The organism is Microcoleus sp. w2-18bC1, from assembly GCF_036700365.1.
Taxonomy (GTDB): Bacteria; Cyanobacteriota; Cyanobacteriia; order Cyanobacteriales; family Microcoleaceae; genus Microcoleus.
Map to the genome: position 1 here is coordinate 10,130 of NZ_JAUBOS010000075.1, position 19,880 is coordinate 30,009.

14 protein-coding genes are annotated in these 19,880 nt (G+C 45.7%); 9 read left to right on the forward strand and 5 right to left on the reverse strand.

What is annotated here, in order from left to right; genetic code table 11:
• Positions 1-36: 36 nt before the first annotated feature.
• Positions 37-1,428 carry a response regulator gene (locus QT979_RS25150; protein WP_333213022.1) on the reverse strand — a complete coding sequence of 464 codons (1,392 nt, stop codon included), beginning with the start codon at positions 1,426-1,428 and terminating at the stop codon, positions 37-39.
• Positions 1,425-4,250: an ATP-binding protein gene (locus QT979_RS25155; protein ID WP_333312013.1), complete on the reverse strand. Its 2,826-nt coding sequence runs from the start codon at positions 4,248-4,250 to the stop codon at positions 1,425-1,427. Before QT979_RS25155 ends, QT979_RS25150 begins: the two co-directional genes overlap by 4 nt.
• Positions 4,251-4,661: 411 nt before the next feature.
• Between QT979_RS25155 and QT979_RS25160 the strand changes: the two genes are divergently transcribed.
• Positions 4,662-4,829: a hypothetical protein gene (locus QT979_RS25160; protein WP_333213024.1), complete on the forward strand. Its 168-nt coding sequence runs from the start codon at positions 4,662-4,664 to the stop codon at positions 4,827-4,829.
• Between the two features lie 54 nt (positions 4,830-4,883).
• Here QT979_RS25160 and QT979_RS25165 read toward each other — a convergent pair whose 3' ends face one another.
• Positions 4,884-6,335, reverse strand: a complete 1,452-nt coding sequence (locus tag QT979_RS25165; RefSeq protein WP_333312014.1) for a hypothetical protein — start codon at positions 6,333-6,335, stop codon at positions 4,884-4,886.
• Between the two features lie 607 nt (positions 6,336-6,942).
• On the opposite strand from QT979_RS25165, the gene QT979_RS25170 reads away from it, so the two are divergent.
• Both QT979_RS25170 and QT979_RS25175 read left to right on the forward strand, forming a co-directional pair.
• Positions 6,943-8,442 (forward strand): GUN4 domain-containing protein, encoded by a 1,500-nt coding sequence (locus QT979_RS25170; RefSeq protein ID WP_333312015.1) that lies wholly within the window; start codon positions 6,943-6,945, stop codon positions 8,440-8,442.
• A 268-nt stretch (positions 8,443-8,710) separates the two neighbouring features.
• Positions 8,711-8,923 (forward strand): hypothetical protein, encoded by a 213-nt coding sequence (locus QT979_RS25175; protein WP_333213026.1) that lies wholly within the window; start codon positions 8,711-8,713, stop codon positions 8,921-8,923.
• A 127-nt stretch (positions 8,924-9,050) separates the two neighbouring features.
• Here QT979_RS25175 and QT979_RS25180 read toward each other — a convergent pair whose 3' ends face one another.
• Complete coding sequence (locus QT979_RS25180; RefSeq protein WP_333312016.1) at positions 9,051-9,578, reverse strand: P-loop NTPase family protein; 528 nt, start codon at positions 9,576-9,578, stop codon at positions 9,051-9,053.
• A gap of 356 nt (positions 9,579-9,934) precedes the next feature.
• Between QT979_RS25180 and QT979_RS25185 the strand changes: the two genes are divergently transcribed.
• Both QT979_RS25185 and rph read left to right on the forward strand, forming a co-directional pair.
• Positions 9,935-10,489 carry a nucleoside monophosphate kinase gene (locus tag QT979_RS25185; protein ID WP_333312022.1) on the forward strand — a complete coding sequence of 185 codons (555 nt, stop codon included), beginning with the start codon at positions 9,935-9,937 and terminating at the stop codon, positions 10,487-10,489.
• A gap of 130 nt (positions 10,490-10,619) precedes the next feature.
• Complete coding sequence (gene rph / locus QT979_RS25190) at positions 10,620-11,339, forward strand: ribonuclease PH (RefSeq protein WP_333312017.1); 720 nt, start codon at positions 10,620-10,622, stop codon at positions 11,337-11,339.
• A gap of 438 nt (positions 11,340-11,777) precedes the next feature.
• On the opposite strand, the gene QT979_RS25195 is transcribed toward rph, so the two are convergent.
• Complete coding sequence (locus QT979_RS25195) at positions 11,778-16,616, reverse strand: CHAT domain-containing protein (protein ID WP_333312018.1); 4,839 nt, start codon at positions 16,614-16,616, stop codon at positions 11,778-11,780.
• Between the two features lie 81 nt (positions 16,617-16,697).
• Between QT979_RS25195 and rnhA the strand changes: the two genes are divergently transcribed.
• The 4 genes from rnhA to QT979_RS25215 all read left to right on the forward strand — a co-directional run bounded on the left by rnhA (position 16,698) and on the right by QT979_RS25215 (position 19,714).
• Positions 16,698-17,603 (forward strand): ribonuclease HI, encoded by a 906-nt coding sequence (gene rnhA, locus QT979_RS25200; protein ID WP_333213029.1) that lies wholly within the window; start codon positions 16,698-16,700, stop codon positions 17,601-17,603.
• Between the two features lie 247 nt (positions 17,604-17,850).
• On the forward strand, positions 17,851-18,639 hold the full coding sequence (locus QT979_RS25205) for a HipA family kinase (protein ID WP_333312019.1): 789 nt from the start codon (positions 17,851-17,853) through the stop codon (positions 18,637-18,639).
• Positions 18,617-19,015, forward strand: coding sequence for a DUF3037 domain-containing protein (locus tag QT979_RS25210; protein WP_333312020.1), 399 nt, complete (start codon positions 18,617-18,619; stop codon positions 19,013-19,015). Before QT979_RS25205 ends, QT979_RS25210 begins: the two co-directional genes overlap by 23 nt.
• A gap of 285 nt (positions 19,016-19,300) precedes the next feature.
• Positions 19,301-19,714 carry an MAPEG family protein gene (locus QT979_RS25215; protein ID WP_333312021.1) on the forward strand — a complete coding sequence of 138 codons (414 nt, stop codon included), beginning with the start codon at positions 19,301-19,303 and terminating at the stop codon, positions 19,712-19,714.
• Positions 19,715-19,880 lie beyond the last annotated feature (166 nt).

Here is a 19,880-nt window from a genome sequence, read left to right on the forward strand (position 1 = left end):
AGCAAAACTAAGATTCACCATAAAAAATCCCCATTACTAATGCTGAATAGGAAGCTCAATTACAAACTCTACCCCCCATTCGGGCGAGGAAATGCAGGTCAGCGTACCACCATGTTTTGCTTCTACAATCTCACGACTAATAGACAAGCCTAAACCTGTCCCTTTACCCACTGATTTTGTAGTAAACATCGGCGTAAATAAATGCTGCATTATCTCCGGCGTTATCCCCAGCCCATTGTCAGCAATCCGAATCACCACTCTGTCGCCCTGAAGCATTGCAGTGCAGATCCGAATCTGTGGATTGTCATTGCTCTGTTGCTTTTCCCCGCAGAGCGGACAACTGATCGTAGACTCTTCTAAAGCATCAATTGCATTCGCTAATACATTCATAAACACCTGATTGATTTGCCCAGGATAGCACTCGACCAGCGGTAATTCGCCGTACTCTTTAATAACCTTAATAGCGGGGCGAGTGCCTTTACCTTTCAATCGATGACCTAAAATCAACAGGGTACTATCTAGCCCATCGTGAATATTCACTGGCGTTAGTGCCGATGTATCCAACCGAGAGAAATTACGCAGTGACATAGAAAGATTGTAAAGTCGCTCTGTTCCGACCGCCATTGAATCAATAATTTTTGGCAAATCTTCAACAATAAAATCTAACTCAATCTCCTGGCACTTATCCTCAAATTCTGATGTCGAATTAACGTTGTGCTGGCAAAGCCGGGTCATCCCGATCAAATCGGTAATATATTCCTTGGCAATAGGGATATTATTGGAGATAAAACTAACTGGATTGTTGATTTCGTGAGCCACTCCAGCTACAAGTTGACCAAGGCAAGCCATCTTTTCACTTTGAACTATTTGTACTTGAGCTTTTTTAAGATTATCCAAAGCTTGAGAAAGTTCAGCCGTTCGTTCTTCCACCCGTTTTTCTAACTCCTGCGCGAGCTGATGTAACGCTGCTTCTGCTGCGAGCCTGTCTTCAATTTCCTGTTTGAGAAGCAGATTTTGGTCGGCGAGAGTTTTAGTCAAAGAACGCAGTGTTAAATGGAGGTTGACGCGAGCTAAAACCTCCTTTTGTTCAAAAGGCTTAGTAATGTAATCCACAGCCCCTAGATTAAAGCCTTTGACCTTATCTCCTATGTCAGACAGAGCCGTCATAAAAATTACCGAAATTTCGTTCGTCAACGGACTTGCCTTCAGGCGATGACAGGTTTCAAACCCGTCAATTCCTGGCATCATCACATCTAACAGAATCAAATCAGGTTGACTATATTCAGCCTGTTCGATGGCTGTTTCGCCATCAGTTGCTACCAATATCTCCCATCCCGAACCCGCTAAAGCTTCAGAAAGCACGTCCAGATTGCTAGGATTATCATCGACGATTAAGATGCTACTTGTTTCCATATTTGCTGCCTTCATTCTTTTTCTATTCTGTGGGATGTAATAAACTCTTTGATTTTTTTGACCTGATAGCCTTGGGCTAACTGGCGCAGCTCAACAGCAAAGGACACAAATTTCTGATCCAATTTCTCTATGTGCTCAGTGCGCTTCACAATTCCTTTCACGTTGCCTCTCATCGCCAGTTCAAGTAGGAGTTCAATTTCTCCTGGCGGGGGAGCAACTACAAATTTCGATTCAGAAAGTAATTTAGCATCAGAGGAAAAGGGAATAGTGCTAATTTTTTCACTTTTTTGTTCGTCATATATCCATTCAAGTTTTAAATACTTTTGCAACATCTCAAATAGCTCTTCTGCCTGCACTGGTTTACCGAGAAAATCGTTAGCTCCCCCCTCCAAACTTTTATGTTGGTCGGTAGCAAATACACTAGCAGATGAAGCAATGATTGCCACGTCTTTATAGTGTGGCAAGTTTCGGATACGGCGCATCATCTCAAAGCCATCTAACACTGGCATCACTAAGTCAGTGATAATCAAATCAAACTTAAACTCTTCTATTTTTTCTAAACCTTCTTGACCGTTTTTAGCTTCGGCTACTTCAAAACCGATGGGTTCCAGGAGATTGACAATGACCGAGAGGTTTTCCCATTTGTCATCCACAACCAAAACTTTCTGCTTTCTACCTTGGTAGCCAACCAGCTTTCTTTGCTTGGCAATCGTGGCTGTATTTGCCCAGTCTGCCGCTTCCCATAAATCCAAATCTAGCCAAAAAACACTGCCTGTTCGTGACTGACTTTTTACTTGAATGGTACTACCCATCATTTCGACAATTTTCTGGCTAATTGTTAAACCTAGTCCGGTTCCTTCCGCCTGACGTTTGCTCTCTCCTACCTGTTCAAAAGGCAAAAATATTTTTTTTAATTGTTCTGGTGTCATACCAACGCCAGTATCTTCTATTTGAAACCGAATTTTGTGAATTGGTGAGGCTGGCTTTTGGTCATTGCTTTGTACCTTTTCCTCTGTCCCCTTTTCTAGATGTTCTATCTTAAAAGTCACCCCTCCACCGTCGGTAAATTTAATTGCATTGCTCAGTAAGTTAATGAGTACCTGTCGCAAGCGTTTTTCGTCAGCGTGGATGCCAGCAGGCAGGTCAGAACTGGGTTGATAAACAAAAGCAATTCCTTTTTGTTCGGCTCGGATGCGGCAGATTTCTGCGACTCCCTGTAAAAAGGAAGGAAAATGGAAATCTTTCGCGTACAGTTCCAATTTCTGGGCTTCAATTTTAGCGAGGTCTAAGATGTCATTGATCAGGGTTAGCAGGTGGGAGCCACACTGGTGAATAATACTGATGCCTTGGAGTTCCTTCGGAGCCATCGTTTTTGAGCGTTCTAGGATTTGAGCGTATCCTAAAATTCCATTGAGTGGTGTTCTCAATTCGTGACTCATATTCGCTAAAAATTCACTTTTAGCTTGGTTGGCAGTATCAGCGATTTGTTTGGCTTCCGTGAGTTGGGCGGTGCGTTCTTTTACTCGAATTTCTAGCTCGGAATTGGTCTTGGCTAGCGCCTCAAAGGATTCGCGCAACTGTTGTGCCATAAGGTTGAAAGACTGCCCCAGAACTTCTAGTTCTTCTACGCCTTTTACCTGCACATTTTTCTCTAAGTCGCCACTGGCGATCGCCCTAGAAGCTGCGCTCAAACGGAGAATCGGGCTGGTAATCCAGCGGGCGGTTAAGATTCCCAAAACGGTAGCTAGGGCCAAGGCTCCGAAACACAACAAAATGGTAGTCTGGGTATTGGCGTTAATTTGATCCATGAAATCGCTTTCAGGAACTACGACGACGATCAGCCAGTCCAATCCTCGGCTATCCTGAAATGGCATAACTTGGAGGAATTCCCGCTGGCCGGCGATCGTAAAATCCAATTGCTGAGAGCTATTAATTTTAGTGAGGTCGCCAAAGCGTTCTTTTAAATGCGCTGTTGTCAGCCGAATTAAATCATCTGTGCTATCTAAAGCATTCAGGCGATCGAGCGTGTCTTTGTTGGTGATAAATGGTTCTTTGAGAGTTGAACTGGCTACTAGGAGTCCCGAACGTTCCATAATGAATGTCTGTCCCGAACGACCGATGTTTAAGCTGTGCAGGAAGTCACTGAGGAAAGAGATCAGAAAATTAGCAACGAATACCCCGCGCAGCTCGCCACTTTCGTCATAAACTGGATGTCCGGTAGGAAGCGAGAGTGTTTTCTGACCTATAAGCGAAAAAATTTCGCTCCATGTGGGCTTGCCTAAGCGTACACTGTCTTTATACCATGAACGGCTGAGTATATTGTAGTTGCGGGAGACTGTTAAGAGCTTCGTTTGATTGCCTTTGCTATCAGATTCATAAATATGAAGTTCATTCCGATGCTCTTTGTCTGCTATTTTAAAAACTACTTTGCCATTCTCTTGGCGTTCAATGGCAATGAATTCTCCAGTTTTACTAGCAAAACCCATATTGGGCAGAGAAGGAAAGGCTTGAATTTGCTCCCACAAATAGCGTTCCGTACTCTCCAATTCGTCGGGATTTAAGTACCCTAGTCGAAGGGCATTGGCATTTAGTTGATTGACGCGAGGGGCTGTGTCTAGGTATGTGTTGAGCTGCTGCTGGATGCGGGCCGTAATTTCACTCCGCAACTGGCTGGCCACTTCGTTGACTGCTTTTTGCCCGTTGCGTAAGGATAGCCAGCCTGTCAGCCCGACGGCGACAAATATTTGCAGAACGAATGGGAATACTAAAATTAGGCGCAGGGACACCTTTTTTTTAAAACGGTTTGACAGGAAAGTGGTTGCAGAGGTCTGTGACATTGATTGGTGTTACTCCTGGGGTAACGAGTTGGCTGAAAAATCTCAGGGGAGAAGAGTGAAATGAGGCTGAGGAAATATATATTGAAAAGCAATCTATAATAGTTAGTGAAAAGTTTGAAACAGTAACTTGCTTAAAGAAGAATGGCTACTTACGTATTTTTTGTGGTATGGGTATAATAATATCTGACTAAATATACTGACGCGCCTTATTTTTTTATAGAATTGGTAAATTATTTTAGCCTTTAGAAAACCAGTTAGCAATCATATCTAATAGATTACTTGGTTTAGAGCTATGTGTAGTAGTTTTTAACTTTACTTTACAGAGGGTCTCTAAAAAGTAGAATGTCATCAAACTTACATATATATTGATATAATATACGTCTAAAAAAATTGACCTTTCTCGCTAAAAACATGACACCCCAGGCCGCTGAGAAGCCTAACGGCGGTCTAACTCACTACCGCGCTGAAGATGTGATGCACAACCCTGCAGATGACTCTGGTAGAGAATGCCGATCGCACATGAAACTTTACAATTCCAGCAAGTTTCATGTGCAGGAGTTACAGCAGGGTAATTGCTAATTGCTAATTGCTAATTGGGGACGAAAAAAATCAGTAAAGCGGTGGAGACTTGCCCTAACGCGGGGCTATCCGTTGCAGTTCTTTGGCTTGTTCTAAAATTTTCTCGAAGTCTTCTTCGCTCAACCGCTGAATGTAGTTGATTTTGAACTCTTCTAGGAAGTCGCACAGCAGCAGTTGTATTTCTTGCCAGGTTTGCTGCTGTTGCAGTTCGGTTCCTAAAGCTTGCCCGAAATGTTGAACTAGCTGGCTGGAGAGTTTGATGCTTATGGGGTCTTCGCTGGCGATTTTGAAGGCTTCGTAGGCATCTTGGGGGCCGAGGGTGGCTAATTTTGAGAGTTCTGCAACTAATTGCTGTGCTAGCTGTTCGGGCAGGTTTCCCAGGCCGGGTACTTGCTTCCATCCTTGATAGAGGGGGGATTGTTTGAGGAAGCTTTCAATATTGTACCGGAGGAGGGCTTCTAGGTCTGGCTGGAGTTGGGGAAGGACTTTGTAGACGGTTATTTGCACTAGATGGGTGGCGATCGCTTCTATTTCATTGATATTGTTGATGTCTAGATAGCGCTGTTTTGGGGATTTAAAAAGTTGACGAGCGAGTTCGCCTGTGGTAATTGATTGTTGCATCTGGTTGATGAGTTGAATTACTACAACTTCGGTCAATTCTTGGGCGAAGTTGGCGACGAAACCTCGGCTGATTTGGGTGCGTATGGGTTGGAGATCCGGCATTTTGGCTTGGTGGATGCGAATTGTGACGGGTAATATTCGCAACAGGCGCCAGAATGGGAGCAGCAGGAAGATGTCGTACCATCGCCAGAGCATGGCTGCTCGCCAAGTAACGCTGCGGTGGCGGCGGCTGATCAAGTAGGTACGGGCTAGAAATTCGATCGCGAATATGGCAATGAATGGCAGGTCGATTAGCCAGAAGTTATCGGTGAATTCGCCGTTGTCTCCGATCGCGCGGTAATAGTTGGTGGCGATTAATGGCTTGATTTTGGAGTCAAACCACTGGATTTCTTTTTGCCAGTCTTGTTTGTTTAAATAGTCTTGGCTCCAAAATCTTTGGAATGATTGTTTAGCGGAGTCTTGTGGATTCGGGACGCGATCGCGCATCCGGTCTTTTATTTTTTCTAGGGTGCCACTTTTTGATGCTACTCGAAAGGGATCTTCGTCGATCATTTTCGCGCTCAGATTGTTTATTTCCTGCAATTTGGCTGCTACTTGGGGAGAGGGCAACCCTGTTTGCACTACTTGAATTTTTAATTCTTCTAAGGTTTCCAGATATTGCTGGGTGTCTCGGTGGGGTTTAATTCCTTTAAATGGATCGTATACTTGAGTTATAACTGGCAGTTGCCGGAGGTAGAAATCACGTCCGGGCACGTAAGTTATGTCAAATAATACTAGGCTTAAATTTCCTAGGGCAACCAGTGCCATGAACCGCTCGAACCAGGGGACTTTGGGTGATTTTATGCGGGAGTTTGGATTGGGAGAGGGCTGTAGTTTTGGTGTCACTGGCGATTCCTAATTAAGTAGACCTATGGAAATAGATGTAACTGGTAATAGCTGAAAAAGGAAACAGGGAAAACTGGCTAAGTGTCTGGTCGCGCTCGGATTATGATCGCGGAAGCTAGTCTTTATTTTAACGTGCGTTTGTTGGGGGTTTTTGGATTGTTGATTCCGCCTGGTTAGGTAATAATTTATACTGCTAAAATATTAAAGCAGATCGAAGTTGACGGAAGCTGTGGCTCCCGTTAGTGTGCTTCTCTCTGGCAATAAAATTATATCTCAGGCAGAATCCGCAGTTTTTTTGCGTTGCAGAACTCACAGGGCTGGTAATAAATTACTATTTCTGTTTGATCGGGTGGCTCTTTGACCGCTAAATCAAATGTATTGCACGCAGCGGAGTCTCAGGTTAGATGAGGACTTCGAGTTTGAGGTCAAACCCTCAAGAGAGTTATACTTGCTCAGGGGCAGTCTGGTGAGAGCGCCCCCTCTGATCGCGAGGGTGGCTGCCGCCTCCGTAAGGTTCGAGGTTTCGCCTCTACAAAAACCAGCTCGCGATCGGACTCTTGAATAATATAAAACCCTGAGTATAATTTTGTTCGCATTTTTTTAATATATGACATACTGCCTTAATCTCGATTGCCCAAGAGACAAGCGTCAGAACCCACCAGGCACAAAGTATTGTCTTAATTGTGGTTCAAAGCTGCTGCTAAAAGACCTTTATGCAGCAACTGAACCGCTGCGCGACGGGGGATTTGGCAGGACTTTTAGAGCTGTTAATCATGGAAAGTTTGAGGAATTGTGCGTGATCAAACAGTTGTCACCCCCTCAAGAGTTTCAGCGGAAGCCCGGTCATTTTAAAAAATATGTTCGACTGTTTGAACAAGAGGCAAGGCGGTTATACGAACTGAAGCACCCGCAAATTCCTCAGTTAATTTCTTATTTTGAGGAAGATGGGCGCTTGTATTTGGTGCAAGAGTTTATTGATGGCAATAATTTAAAGGATGAGTTAGATAAGTACGGTGCTTATAGCGAAATTAAAACTTGCGAACTGCTGTTAGATTTGTTACCTTTATTGAAGTTTGTTCACGACCGCAATGTGATTCACCGCGATATTAAGCCTGAGAATGTGATCCGCCGATCTCGCGATCGTAAGTTAGTGCTGATAGATTTTGGGGTTTCCAAACAGGTAGTAGCTGCTGCTCCGACCAAAACAGGTACTAAGTTGGGAACTCCCGGCTACGCGGCTCTAGAACAGCGTCACGGTAGGGCTGTGCCTGCTAGCGACCTTTATAGTTTGGGGGTGACTTGTATTCGCTTGCTGACTTCTGTTATGCCTTATCTGGATATCTACGGGGACATTCACGATGACCTTTACGATCCGCTTGAAGGCCGGTGGCTTTGGAGGGAGGCTTTGCCAAAAGGAACACAAATTAGCGACGATTTAGGTCAGGTTTTGGATAAGTTGATTCAGGAATATGTTAAAGATCGCTACAAATCGGCTGTGGAAGTTTTGGATGCTTTAAAACCTCCTGTTGTTGTTGTCCCAGTGCTGGAAAAGTCGCAGCAGGCAACTGTCATTAGTCCTTCGGTTCCGACTCAACCTGTGACTGATACTCAGCTAGTTTCTGTGAATTTAGAGTCGGAAAAAGGTATTGATTATTCTCACTTGGCAAGGCTGCTGGCTGCTAAAAATTGGCGTGGTGCTGATGAGGAAACTTCTGTGAAAATGCTGGAGGTGATGCAGCAAAATTCACGGGGTTATTTGAGTGAGGAAGATATTAGGAAGTTTCCAGCTAAGGATTTGCAGACTATCGATCAACTTTGGGTGCGGCACAGTCACCGCAGATTCGGTTTTTCTGTGCAAAAGGGTTTGTGGCTCAAGTTGGGGGGAAAGCCTGGTGTTTATGATGCTACAGTTTGGGAGAAGTTTGGCGATCGAGTGGGCTGGCGGGTTAACAGCCAGTGGGTATACTATTCGGAGCTGAATTTTACTTCAAAAGCAAAGCCTGGACATTTGCCGGGGGGGACTGTTTTTGGGTGGGAAGGCGGGGTTTTGTGCGGTGTTTTGGGTTTAGGTGGGATCTGGTTTCTGCTGTCGCGGCGGGATTTGTAGAAGGAAGGTAGAAGGTAGAAGGCAGAATTTATTAGTGAGGCTGCACCCCAAGCGAAGTCGAAGTTTTAGTCATGAAAGAGTTTGAGTTGCGAATTAAAGAGTTAACAAGTTTTGAGTTTAATCATCTGTTATGTAGAAAATAGCTCTAAAAAAAGCGAAAAATAAGATATAATCACAAACCATTTTTTTTGTGCTATGTTCTTAGAGAAGGGCAAGTTTGCAAAGTCAAAAGCCAGTCCTCGGCGGTGGCCAACCATGAGGACTGGCTTTGGCTCCAATTTACCAAGGAGATTTATTTAGTATGTTGCAAGAAAAACGTCTCAAGCCGTGGACTATAGTTCGCTCGCTTCCAAATGTGGAAAAGGTGGTTGTGGGTGAGTTTCGCAGTTGGTCTGATGCAGACGGTCATTTGAAAATTCTCAAGCGGATGGTGCCGGCGGATCGATTGAGTGTTGTTTTCGATCCGGTAGTTCAAGCGTAACGTCGCTGGTAAATTGATCAGCGTGCGATCGCTCTTTGAGCTAAGCGATCGCCTTTTTTTTTGATACTGTTTTTTTACATAAAAAATGCGACCGCTAAAATGGCGATCGCAACTTGAATCATTGTCCTTAACTGCGGCGAATTTCAGTAATTTGGTCGGCAACATCCAAAATTCTTTGGGGCATGGATGGCCCGGTAAAAATCATATCCAAATGATGCGGCTTGTTGTCAATCAATGCCACCACTTCGGCTTCGGGAATCAAGCCAAAATTCACCGCTAAACTCAATTCATCGAGAATAACTAAGGAATAACGACCTTCGCGCACCGCCTTTTGAACATACTGCCACAATTGTTCGATCGATCGCGTCTCCAGCTCATCTAAATCGGCATTCTCAATGCAGCGTGACAAATCGCAGCGCACCCAATCTAAATTTTGCCCCAGCCGCACCGGATGCTGATGCCCTTGATTAATTCCCCCTTTGAGGAACTGCACCGCTAGCACGGGAGCTCCCTGTCCTGCAATTCTGAGGGCCTGAGCCATGACACTGGTAAAAAAGCAGCGGTGCGGGCCTGTAAAAACTTGCACCAGCCCTTGAACTGTGTAGGGCAAGCTGTGGGTTAAATTGAGTTTAGGGGTTTGTAACTGAGCAACCATAGGGCAATATTTAATCAGCAACTAAGTCTTGAGTGCAGCTCCGACCTTGGCGTGGCTGAAGCCTGCTTGACAATATATAGTGTACGGGGCCGAGTGCACATCGGATCGAACACTAGATATACAAGTTGTCAAAAGCTCGCGGCAGTGGCATTCGCAGTCGTTTGTTCGATTTTTGAACTCAATTAGCACTTAGGCAGAAACGGGGTTTTTTAGGAAAATACGGCGTGGATCTTGACATTTATACAGTTATAGGATGAAAAACCAAGATGATGAGAGTCTTGCGGCTTCCAGGGCTTTTCAGAAAAGGTACACACATCGCGTAAAATTTGAATGTCGCGGCACTAGGAGCAGGGACTTTGAGAGTGGTGATTCTGGGAGGGCCAGGAGCGGGAAAGGGAACTCAGGCTGAACTACTGTGCAGCAATTTGAGCCTTCCTTTGCTGGCTGTGGGGGACATTCTACGGGAGGCGATCGCAGAAGACACAGATTTAGGCAAGCTGGCGGCGTCTTATGTCGAAAAAGGGGAATTAGTTCCCGACGCAACTATGATTGAATTCTTTCGCCGCCGACTGCTGCTGTGGGATGTCTTTAATGGCTGGATATTGGAGGGCTATCCGCGAACTGCTTTTCAAGCTGAGGAGTTGGATTTTTTATTAGAGGAGTTGGCGCAGGAGCTAGATTGGGCAGTTTGGCTGAAAGTGCCGATCGAGGTTTTGCTGAGCAGGTCGATCGAGCGCGATCGATCAGATGACCACCCTGAAATTTTACAGCGTCGCCTCGATTTGTTCCACGAACGCACTATTCCTCTTTTAGAGTATTACGAATACCGCAACAAACTGTTAACTGTCGATGGCAACCAATCTCCACAACAAGTCCAGCAGGATATTCTAAAAATTGTCAGTAGTCAGTAGTCAGTAGTCAGTAGTCAGTAGTCAGTAGTCAGTAGGAAGAATTACGAATCCCCGATACTTCGGCTACGGGAGCGTACAACTGTCCCAATGCCCAATGCCCAATGCCCCATGCCCAATTACTAATTAGCTTATGTCTTTCCAACGTCCCGACGGCAGACAACCAAATCAAATTCGTCCGATTAGTTTCGATAGACAGTTTACTAAATTTGCCAGCGGTTCCGTACTCGCGAAAAGTGGCGATACTCAGGTACTTTGCAGCGTTACAATCAAGCCGGGAGTGCCTAGATTTCTGGAGAATACCGGACAAGGTTGGCTGACAGCGGAATACCGAATGCTTCCGGGATCTACGCCGCAGCGACAAGAGCGGGAATTTATGAAATTATCGGGACGGACTCAAGAGATTCAGCGGTTGATTGGGCGTAGTTTGCGATCATGCTTGGATATGCAACTATTGGGCGAACGCACAATACTTGTGGATGCGGATGTTTTGCAAGCGGACGCTGGGACTCGCACGACTTCAATTACTGGTGGGTTTGTGGCTGTGGCTGATGCTTTGAATAAGTTGGTGCAAAAAGGTGATTTAGTGCGATCGCCCATTATTCGTCAAGTGGCGGCCGTGTCTGTCGGACTTTTGGAAGGCGAGCCATTTTTAGATTTGAATTATCTTGAAGATGTGGCGGCTGAAATTGATTGTAATGTGGTAATGAATGGAGATTTGAATATCATCGAAATTCAGGGAACTGCGGAAGAGGGAAGTTTTAGTCGGAGTCAGTTAAATCAAATTTTGGATTTGGCAGAAACTGGAATTCAGGAATTGTTGGAGGCTCAGCGGCAAGCTTTAGTTCAGTAGGACTTACGCATGGGAGTCCAGAAACCCGGTTTTGACGATAATACTTCGTTTCAGTCAGTAGATTTGGTAAAAAAAAACCGGGTTTCTTTGGTGCAAGTGCGACAGTAAGCTTTTTTAGGGACACGTCAGTGCCCATTGATTGGTGTCAACTTAATCTGAAATATCACTTAACCCCAAATACCGCCAGGGGTTTAAACCTCTGGCGGTATTTGGGGTTTGACGTTAAGTTGACACAAATTGGCCCGGCGCCGTGTCCTATATATAATAATTGCGGTGCAATCGGAAACGATATCAAGCGATCGTGTGGTGGCGGACTCGGCATAAAAAATAGTGAAAATGGCGATCGCACTCGGAACTTGCTTGCTGGCGGGCGATCGACTTTTCCCGAAAAATCATTGATATCCAACCAATCACTAATCACTAATCACTAATCACCAATCACCAAGGACTCCCAATCATCACAAAAGCCGACCAATAATAAGGATGCGACAACTTTAAATCCGCAAACCCTTGCAGCGAAGCCGGCAACTCCACCCCCTCACCCCGACTCAAACCCCGCAATCGGCCACCCTCCAAACGCACATCTCCCCGCAACATCGCAATTTGCGCTTGTCGCAGCGCCGCCCCCTTAATTCGCGCCGTCTTCAACTGCTGGTAAAACTCACTCATCAATCCCAAAGTACCTTCATCACTCACGTACCACAAACTCCCCAAAGCCGTTTGCACCCCCGCTTGCAGCGCCAAACCCCCAAAACCCAACTCCGCCTGTGCATCTCCCACCGCAGTCCGACAAGCACTTAAAACTAACATATTCACCTGCGGATCATTCAATCTCAAATCCCGCAATTCATCCAGTCGCAGCCGACTATTCCACAACTGAATAAAAGAATTATTTGGTACTCCAGGTCGAAATTCGCCGTGAGTAGCTAAGTGAATAACCCCAAAAGGTCGGCTTTGATGCTGTCGCTTCAAATTCTCCAAAGTGAAACCCTCATTTAGAAAACTCACTCCGGGCCACTCTCTAGAAATAGCTGCTATTTCAGCAGGAACCGCAGGCAAAGGATTCAACTCGGAAAATTCCGAGGCACCCATTGCTAAAACTTGAGTATTTCTGAGATCTACGTAGCGAGTATCGGTTAAATTAATGCTGGGCATCAGGCTGAGATTGTACTTTTCCACCAAAAATTGCTGTCCGTCGTGCAAAGCAGCAAAGGGCATACCTCTCAAACCTCGATCGACAACAAAGGAAATAGTATCCGTTTCGCAGCTTTTTAAACTGTCCTCTAAAGGCGCAATCATCCACTTATAAAGCTGTTGGGAAGATGGTAGATAACTCGTAGTAGCCCGGACTCCCGGTTTGGTAATCTCACCCCTGAACTCATTTACAACTTTCAGAAGTTCTTGTCGGTTCGCTGACGGCACACTTTTGTGAACCACTTCCCCGCAAGAAGTTATCAGCATTAAATTTAATTCTTCGGGCTGCGAGAACAGATAAATTAAGCTTGGTTTCGTGCCGGTTTGTGCGCCTACCGATGCTAACTTTTTTTGAATTTCCTCTGGTGATACCAACTCGTCGCTGATGTTGATGCCTAAATATTCCCCGAATTCTTGGCTGAAAGATTTGTCCAGCAGAGACAAAGCTGCCGATATTTTGCCGGCCTCCAAATTCCTGCCGATGTCGCCGCGAAATGCTGACTGAATAACAGAATCTCTGATTTTTGAATCGATGAAATTTCTGATTCCTCTGGGAAATTGCATTCTTTCGGGCGGCATCCTGTCTCCGGGTTTTCCTATATCCCGCGATATTCTATTTTGGTTCTGTCGCTGTTGACGGCTAAAGGGTTGGTTGGTATCGGGGAAAAGCGATCGCCCTCGATCTAATGGAAATCTATCTCTTGGTGATATTGGGGGCGAATTGGGGTTATTGGGATTATTCGGATTGTCGGGATTGATGGGATTATTCGGATTGTCGGGATTGATGGGATTATTCGGATTGTCGGGATTGATGGGATTATTCGGATTGTTGGGATTGAGGGGATTATTCGGATTGATGGGATTGAGGGGATTATTCGGATTGATGGGATTGAGGGGATTATTCGGATTGTCGGGATTGATGGGATTATTGGGATTGCCGGGATTAGTTGGTTGGTTGGTAGTGACGATCGCACTATTGCCTTGAGTGTAAGAATTGATGAACGATCGCCCTTGAGTAATCGTACCCAAAGCATTGCTGGCGATCGCCCCAGAAGTACCATTAGTCGTCGCATCTCCCACCGCAAAAGGTATCGGCGGAGTGACATCGCCACCGCCGTGGCGGATCGTAACTGTACCCGGTTGAGTGTCGCCAAGAGTCGAGATGCTAACAGGAGTGCCGTTTTGGTCAAAAGTACCCGTCACTCGAACTAAACCCGGAGTTCCGATCTCAACATTACCGCCCGGAGCATTTATGGATGCAACGCTGATATCATTTTGAGCGTTAAGATTTACTGTAGAAGTGCGATCTGCCCTAACAACAGGATTAACATTTATTTGTCCAATTCTGATTTCGTTTGCGGCTAAAATACTCACAATTTCCGCAGCATTTATATTGCCAGTGCTGACACTTCCCCTACTGCTATTAACATCAACAGCGACTCCCTGCAAATTCCCCGTATTCACATTGTCTAACGCTCTGAAAGTGATATTTTCTGTTGCAGTGATGTTGGTCATTTGCAGATTCCCGCTAGTGCTATTGACATTCACTCTCTCTCCCTGCAAATTTCCGGAACTTACATTACCAGAAGCTGTTACATTAATATTCCCAGTGGCTGTGGTATTTGCAGTTTGAATTGTTCCAGAGTTACTATTGACATTCACTTCCACTCCCTGCAAATTTCCGGAAGTTACATCGCCAGAAGCTGTTACATTAATGTTCCCAAGGGATGTAGTATTGCCGATCGCAATTTTTCCCCCATCGCTATTGACATCAACTGATCCTCCTAGCAAATTCACTGCATTTAAGTCGCTGGATGCTCTCAAAGCAATAGTGCCAGTGCCAGCATCGATCGATAGAACTCTAATATTAGTTTGGGCATCCAAATTTACTGTAGGAATGCGATTGCTTCCGTCTGTGCTGGTGGTAGGATTTACATTAATTGTCCCTGCTGTAATTTGCTGTCCTGCCAAAAGTCTGACATCTCCATTCGTAGCGATCGCACCCGTATTGACACTCCCATTGGTGCTAGCACTGACAGTCGCAGCGGTGAGATTGCCTACCGTTAAGTCTCTAAAAGCTGTCAAATTGATATTCTCAGTTGCTGTGATATTGACTGGTGTAGTATTAGGCACAATGGTATTGGCATCAGTCAAAACTCCCAATTCACCGGAGTTACTGGTAATATCAACATTAGACCCCTGCAAAGTCCCAAAATTCACATTGCCAAAAGCTCTGAGTACGATCGACCCGGAAGTCCCAGTATCGATCGACCCTGTTACTATATTGCCTTGAACAGTATTCAGACTAATACTGCCGTTGATATCAGCACGAGTAATGTCATTTGTCAATATAATATTGTCATTAGCTTGAATATCAATTGTCGAACTAGACGTTAATCTGCCCCCAACTAGCACTCCTGCTTCCCTGCTTTCGAGATTTATTTGACCGCCATTAATATCTCTAGTTGCGATACTTCCCGGCGCTGACAAAATTACCGGCCCGCCTGCCGAAATATTTTCAACAGAAATCAAATTGCTTGATAAAAGTGGACTTGTAAATATTGAATCTTCACCTAAACTGTTACTAACAGGATTTAGCAAATTTGCCACTCCAGCCCGTAGAATTAAGGCCGGACTGCTGGTTAAAATAGCAATATCTGGATCACCGCTCACATTTTCCCTACCCAATGCACTATCGGGGCCGGTAATTGTAATATCCTCGGCAACAATGCTCCCCTTCGCCTCGACTTTCAGCGAAACTCCGGTATAATCTCCAAAGAAAACATCTCCTTCCGAACTGATAATCGGGTCAAATAAACTGACAAAGTTTCCCGGCATTCCCGACAAATTGCGAATAGAAAAATTGCCACCAGAAACAAAGTGGGAATCCCCCGAAATAATGCCGTTGCTAACCAAACTCAAATTGCCGCCGCTTTGGAATTGCGGGGGAAGAGATAAGCCGCCGATCGCATTTTGAGTGAGAATATCAATAGTGCGAGATCCCTGAATGTATAAATTCCCCCCAGCCTGCGCCAAAAAAGGATTCTGGGCGCTGTCCCTGACCCGCACCGCATCCCCACCCAGCAAACTCAAATCCCCCGTAGTTTGCAGCCTAGTGCCCGCTAACGTGAGATTTTCCGCAGCCCATAAATTCGCACTTCCCGCATTCAACTGCGGCAGCCCAGACACATTAGCAGCAATCGCCACATCCCCAGAATTCACCTGCAAACCAGAATCCACAAGCCGCACAGAACCGTCATCAGCAACCGCAACACCCGCCGCCTGATTTTGCCCAGTACCTGTCAGCAACTGCGGCAAAGAAACAGGATTCAAAGTCTGTGGAGAAATACCAAAATTTCCGCCCGTTGCTATTTCCAAACTCAACAAATGCCCCGGTTGACTAATGCGGAGTACCTGATCTCCCCCAACAGCAGCAACAGTAATTTTCCCGCCCGCCGCCGACAACTGTCCGGTACTAACAACCGTACCGCCAAGCAAAGCCAAATTTTGCCCAGGAGTCACCGATAAATTGCCAGCATTAACAATACTTCCCGGTACACCCGGACTAAAATAAAAAGCATTTGGCGTACCAACCAAGGCGCTAAAATTATTTGTACCCGCAGCATTAAACCAATTTGAACCAAAACCGACACCATTCGCAGTAGTTGCAGTAAAAGCCGCCGGCACATTCAAACTCGCGTTCGGGCCAAACACAATCCCCGCAGGATTTATTAGAAAAAGATTAGAATTGCCGCCCGTCACAGTAATTAAACCGTTAATTAGCGAAGCGTCCCCGCCAGCAATTCGAGCTAATATATTCTGAATAGCCGAATTAGTCAGAAAATTAGCAATTTGACCTTGATTCAAGCCAAACTGCCCAAAACTGTGAAAAAGATTCGCGCCGTCTCCCGACAAACTGCCACCGTTGATATCGTAGCGGTTGCCGCTGGGGGTGACAACAGTACCCGTACCGTCAGCAGCAGGCACTATCGGCTGTGCTTGCGCGAAAGTATTAAAAATTAACAAAGAAAACGGACAAATAAATAGCCCGACCTTTTTAATCTTTAAGTTGGCATTTTTCATAGCAGCAAGTAAAACTATCCTAATTGCCTTAATTATCGCACTTGCAAACAACTTACCTCTAAATGACAAATTAATTCGCTCATGACAACTCCCAAAATCAAAAGCCTCTACACAGACGGCGCTTGTTCCGGCAACCCAGGCCCAGGCGGCTGGGGTGCAGTAGTTTGTTTCGCCGACGGCAATTGTCACGAACTCGGGGGTGGAGACCCCCAAACTACTAACAACCGCATGGAAATGCAGGCAGCAGTCGCTGCGCTGGAATTTTTTGCCAATTCCGGTCAAACCGAACCAGTCACCGTTTACACCGACAGCGAATACGTTAAAAACGGCATCACTAAATGGATACAAGGCTGGAAAAATAAAGGCTGGAAAACCTCAACGGGCAAAGATGTTGTCAACCAAGACCTTTGGCATCTGCTAGACAAGCTGAATTCCCGGCACATCAAGTGGGAACACGTCCGCGGCCACTCCGGCGACTTCTACAACGACAGATGCGATGAAATCGCCCGCAGCTTCTCGCACAATCTCACTCCCCAACTGCAACAGCAGAAACCAACGGGAGACGAGGCCGGGGCGGGCACGGGGGCATCGCCCCTACACTTTGAAAACACAATTGTTTCGGAAGAAACGGACGCAACTGGTAACAAAACGATAGAATCCTATGTCATAACTTCTGACCTTCCGATCTCCAACTCTACCATGATGGATTCAACTGCCGATACCCTGGAGAACTTGCCCCGCGAGGTGAGGGTTCAAGACCTCCGCAATCTGATCGAAACGTTGCACATCGCCGACGAGGTTGCTACGAAAGGCTACTTGATTACCAGTTCTGAACTGGCTGATTTGATGGATGTAAATGCCAGCGCTGTCACCAGTCGCGGAGACAACTGGGTTTGGCGAAATTGGGTAGTGTCGCGGGTGCGGCGCGAAGGCAACCAAATTCTCTGGCAATTAGAGAGAATCGACCACGTTAGTACAACTGATTAGTGGTTAGTCATGAGTTATTGGTTGATTAATGACTGATGACTAATGACTGTCTCAAAGCAAAATTTGGCAAAGTTCCGTAGGGACACAACATGAGTTGTGTCCTTTTAGTCATCAGTTGAGTAAACAGATTACTTAACATCAGTCCCAGTTAAAAGAAAGAATCCAACTGTCTGTAAGCCCGTGCTCAAAACCCTCATAAAATCAGTGATTTCCCATCTAAAATCTCAAATTGCAAATCGAAAATAGCATGAGTATCAGCTTGCGAACAGTCACTGCTACCAGATATGTCACTCCCTTGCGCGAGGGCGGGTCGCTACCCGCGATTGTCGAAGCAGATGATGATGGTATGTACGTGCTCAAATTTCGCGGTGCCGGCCAGGGAGCCAAATCTCTGATCGCCGAGCTAGTGGCGGGAGAGATTGCTCGCGCCTCCGGGCTGCCAATCCCCGAACTCGTCTTTGTTGAACTCGATCCCGAACTGGCTCGCACTGAGCCTGACCCGGAAATTCAAGATTTGATCCGAGCAAGTGCTGGCCTCAACCTAGCCCTTGACTATCTCCCCGGTTCCATCACATTTGACCCGATCGCGGGGAAGTCCGAAGCGGATTTGGCCTCAGAAATCGTCTGGTTCGATGCTTTTGTGACCAACATCGATCGCACCCCGCGCAATGCAAATATGCTGGTATGGCACCGCCGGCTTTGGCTGATCGATCACGGTGCAGCCCTCTACTTCCACCACACTTGGAAAGATTATCTCTCGCGCAGCCGCGATCGTTTTCCGCCAATCAAAGACCACGTTCTGCTGCGTTTTGCCAGTACGCTGGAAGCGGCCAATTCAAAGATGACTCAAAGGCTAACCCCGGACATCATTCGCAACATTGTTAAACTAATTCCTGATACTTGGCTGGTGGGAGATTCTCCTTTCAGCGATAGCAACCAACATCGCAATGCTTATATCGAGTACCTGCTAAATCGGCTAGAATCACCACATATTTTTTTGGAGGAAGCGATTAGTGCCCGATCGATTTCTTTATGATTATGCGATTATCCGCGTCGTTCCCAAAGTTGAACGCGAGGAGTTTATCAACGTGGGGGCGATCGTTTCCTGCGGTACGAAAAAATTCCTCGAAGCCCGTATCGAAATTGATGAACAGCGCTTGATGGCGATCGACTCAACGTTGGATCTGGAAATGATTCGCAATCACCTAGCAGTCATTCCCATCATTTGTGCAGGCGGCAAGGAATCTGGCGCGATCGGTCAACTTCCCCACAGAGAGCGCTTTCACTGGCTCGTAGCACCCCGCAGCACGATCGTTCAGACATCGCGGGTACACACTGGTTTTTGCCACAGTCTACCGGGTGCGATCGAACACTTGCTCGATACAATGGTGCGATCGTCAAGTCGATTTTAGATTTTAGATTCTAGATTTTAGATTTACTCATTTTAGCTAAAGATGAGAACGCCAGAGCAAAAGTCCTGACTGGTAATATCAAATCTGTTAGCATCGGAATTATTCCTATCTCTTTTCTCGACAAGAGCGTGAATCCGCGTCTATCCATTGTCATCTGCGGTTATTCTCTTTTTTTAACCGCAGATACAGGCAGATAAACACAGATTAACGCAGATGAGTGGACGATGCTAACGGATTTGATATAACTTTTCTAAAGTCTTAACCGCAGTTTCGCAAGGTAGAAAGATGATTCAAATTGAACCGACAAATATGACTTTCCCCCTCTGGGGTTTAGCAATTTTCATCCTGTGGACGATCGCAGTCGTTATCCTCTTGCTAGCAGTCAGGATTCGGCATCTATCTGCGGGCGGATCTGTAAAAGATTTTGGCACACAAAACGACGACAGTTTGCTGTGGCGACTATTTCGAGTACAATCCAACTTGATAGAAAACCTGCCTTTGTATTTGGGAGTTGTTTTTCTTCTAACAGTTAGGGATGTTTCAGGAACAGCAGTAGATGTGCTGATTGTTGTGTACATTCTATTTCGGCTTTTACATTCAGGGATTCACATCGCTGGCCTCGATCCAAAGTTTCGGTTGTTCAGCTTAGTAATTCAGTTAAGCTGTTTGGTCGCGTTAACTATTATGGCAGTTTTGTAGGTGAGAAATTACACGGCACATATATAGTAGGGTGCGTCAGGGGCAAACCCTAATCGTTTCTTACACAGCGTAAGTCAGACGCACCTTACAACTGTACTTTAGACTAAATAAAGATGAGAACGGTGGCTTTGAGAAGAACTAAAGCCACCGCGCCGGGAGAGAATAA

Excerpts from the sequence above, each read along its gene's own strand:
- QT979_RS25150 (WP_333213022.1), bottom strand. The coding sequence starts at position 1,428 with ATGAAGGCAGCAAATATGGAAACAAGTAGCATCTTAATCGTCGATGAT.
- QT979_RS25155 (WP_333312013.1), bottom strand. The coding sequence starts at position 4,250 with ATGTCACAGACCTCTGCAACCACTTTCCTGTCAAACCGTTTTAAAAAA.
- QT979_RS25160 (WP_333213024.1), top strand. The coding sequence starts at position 4,662 with ATGACACCCCAGGCCGCTGAGAAGCCTAACGGCGGTCTAACTCACTAC.
- QT979_RS25170 (WP_333312015.1), top strand. The coding sequence starts at position 6,943 with ATGACATACTGCCTTAATCTCGATTGCCCAAGAGACAAGCGTCAGAAC.
- QT979_RS25180 (WP_333312016.1), bottom strand. The coding sequence starts at position 9,578 with ATGGTTGCTCAGTTACAAACCCCTAAACTCAATTTAACCCACAGCTTG.
- rph (WP_333312017.1), top strand. The coding sequence starts at position 10,620 with ATGTCTTTCCAACGTCCCGACGGCAGACAACCAAATCAAATTCGTCCG.
- QT979_RS25195 (WP_333312018.1), bottom strand. The coding sequence starts at position 16,616 with ATGAAAAATGCCAACTTAAAGATTAAAAAGGTCGGGCTATTTATTTGT.
- rnhA (WP_333213029.1), top strand. The coding sequence starts at position 16,698 with ATGACAACTCCCAAAATCAAAAGCCTCTACACAGACGGCGCTTGTTCC.
- QT979_RS25205 (WP_333312019.1), top strand. The coding sequence starts at position 17,851 with ATGAGTATCAGCTTGCGAACAGTCACTGCTACCAGATATGTCACTCCC.
- QT979_RS25215 (WP_333312021.1), top strand. The coding sequence starts at position 19,301 with ATGATTCAAATTGAACCGACAAATATGACTTTCCCCCTCTGGGGTTTA.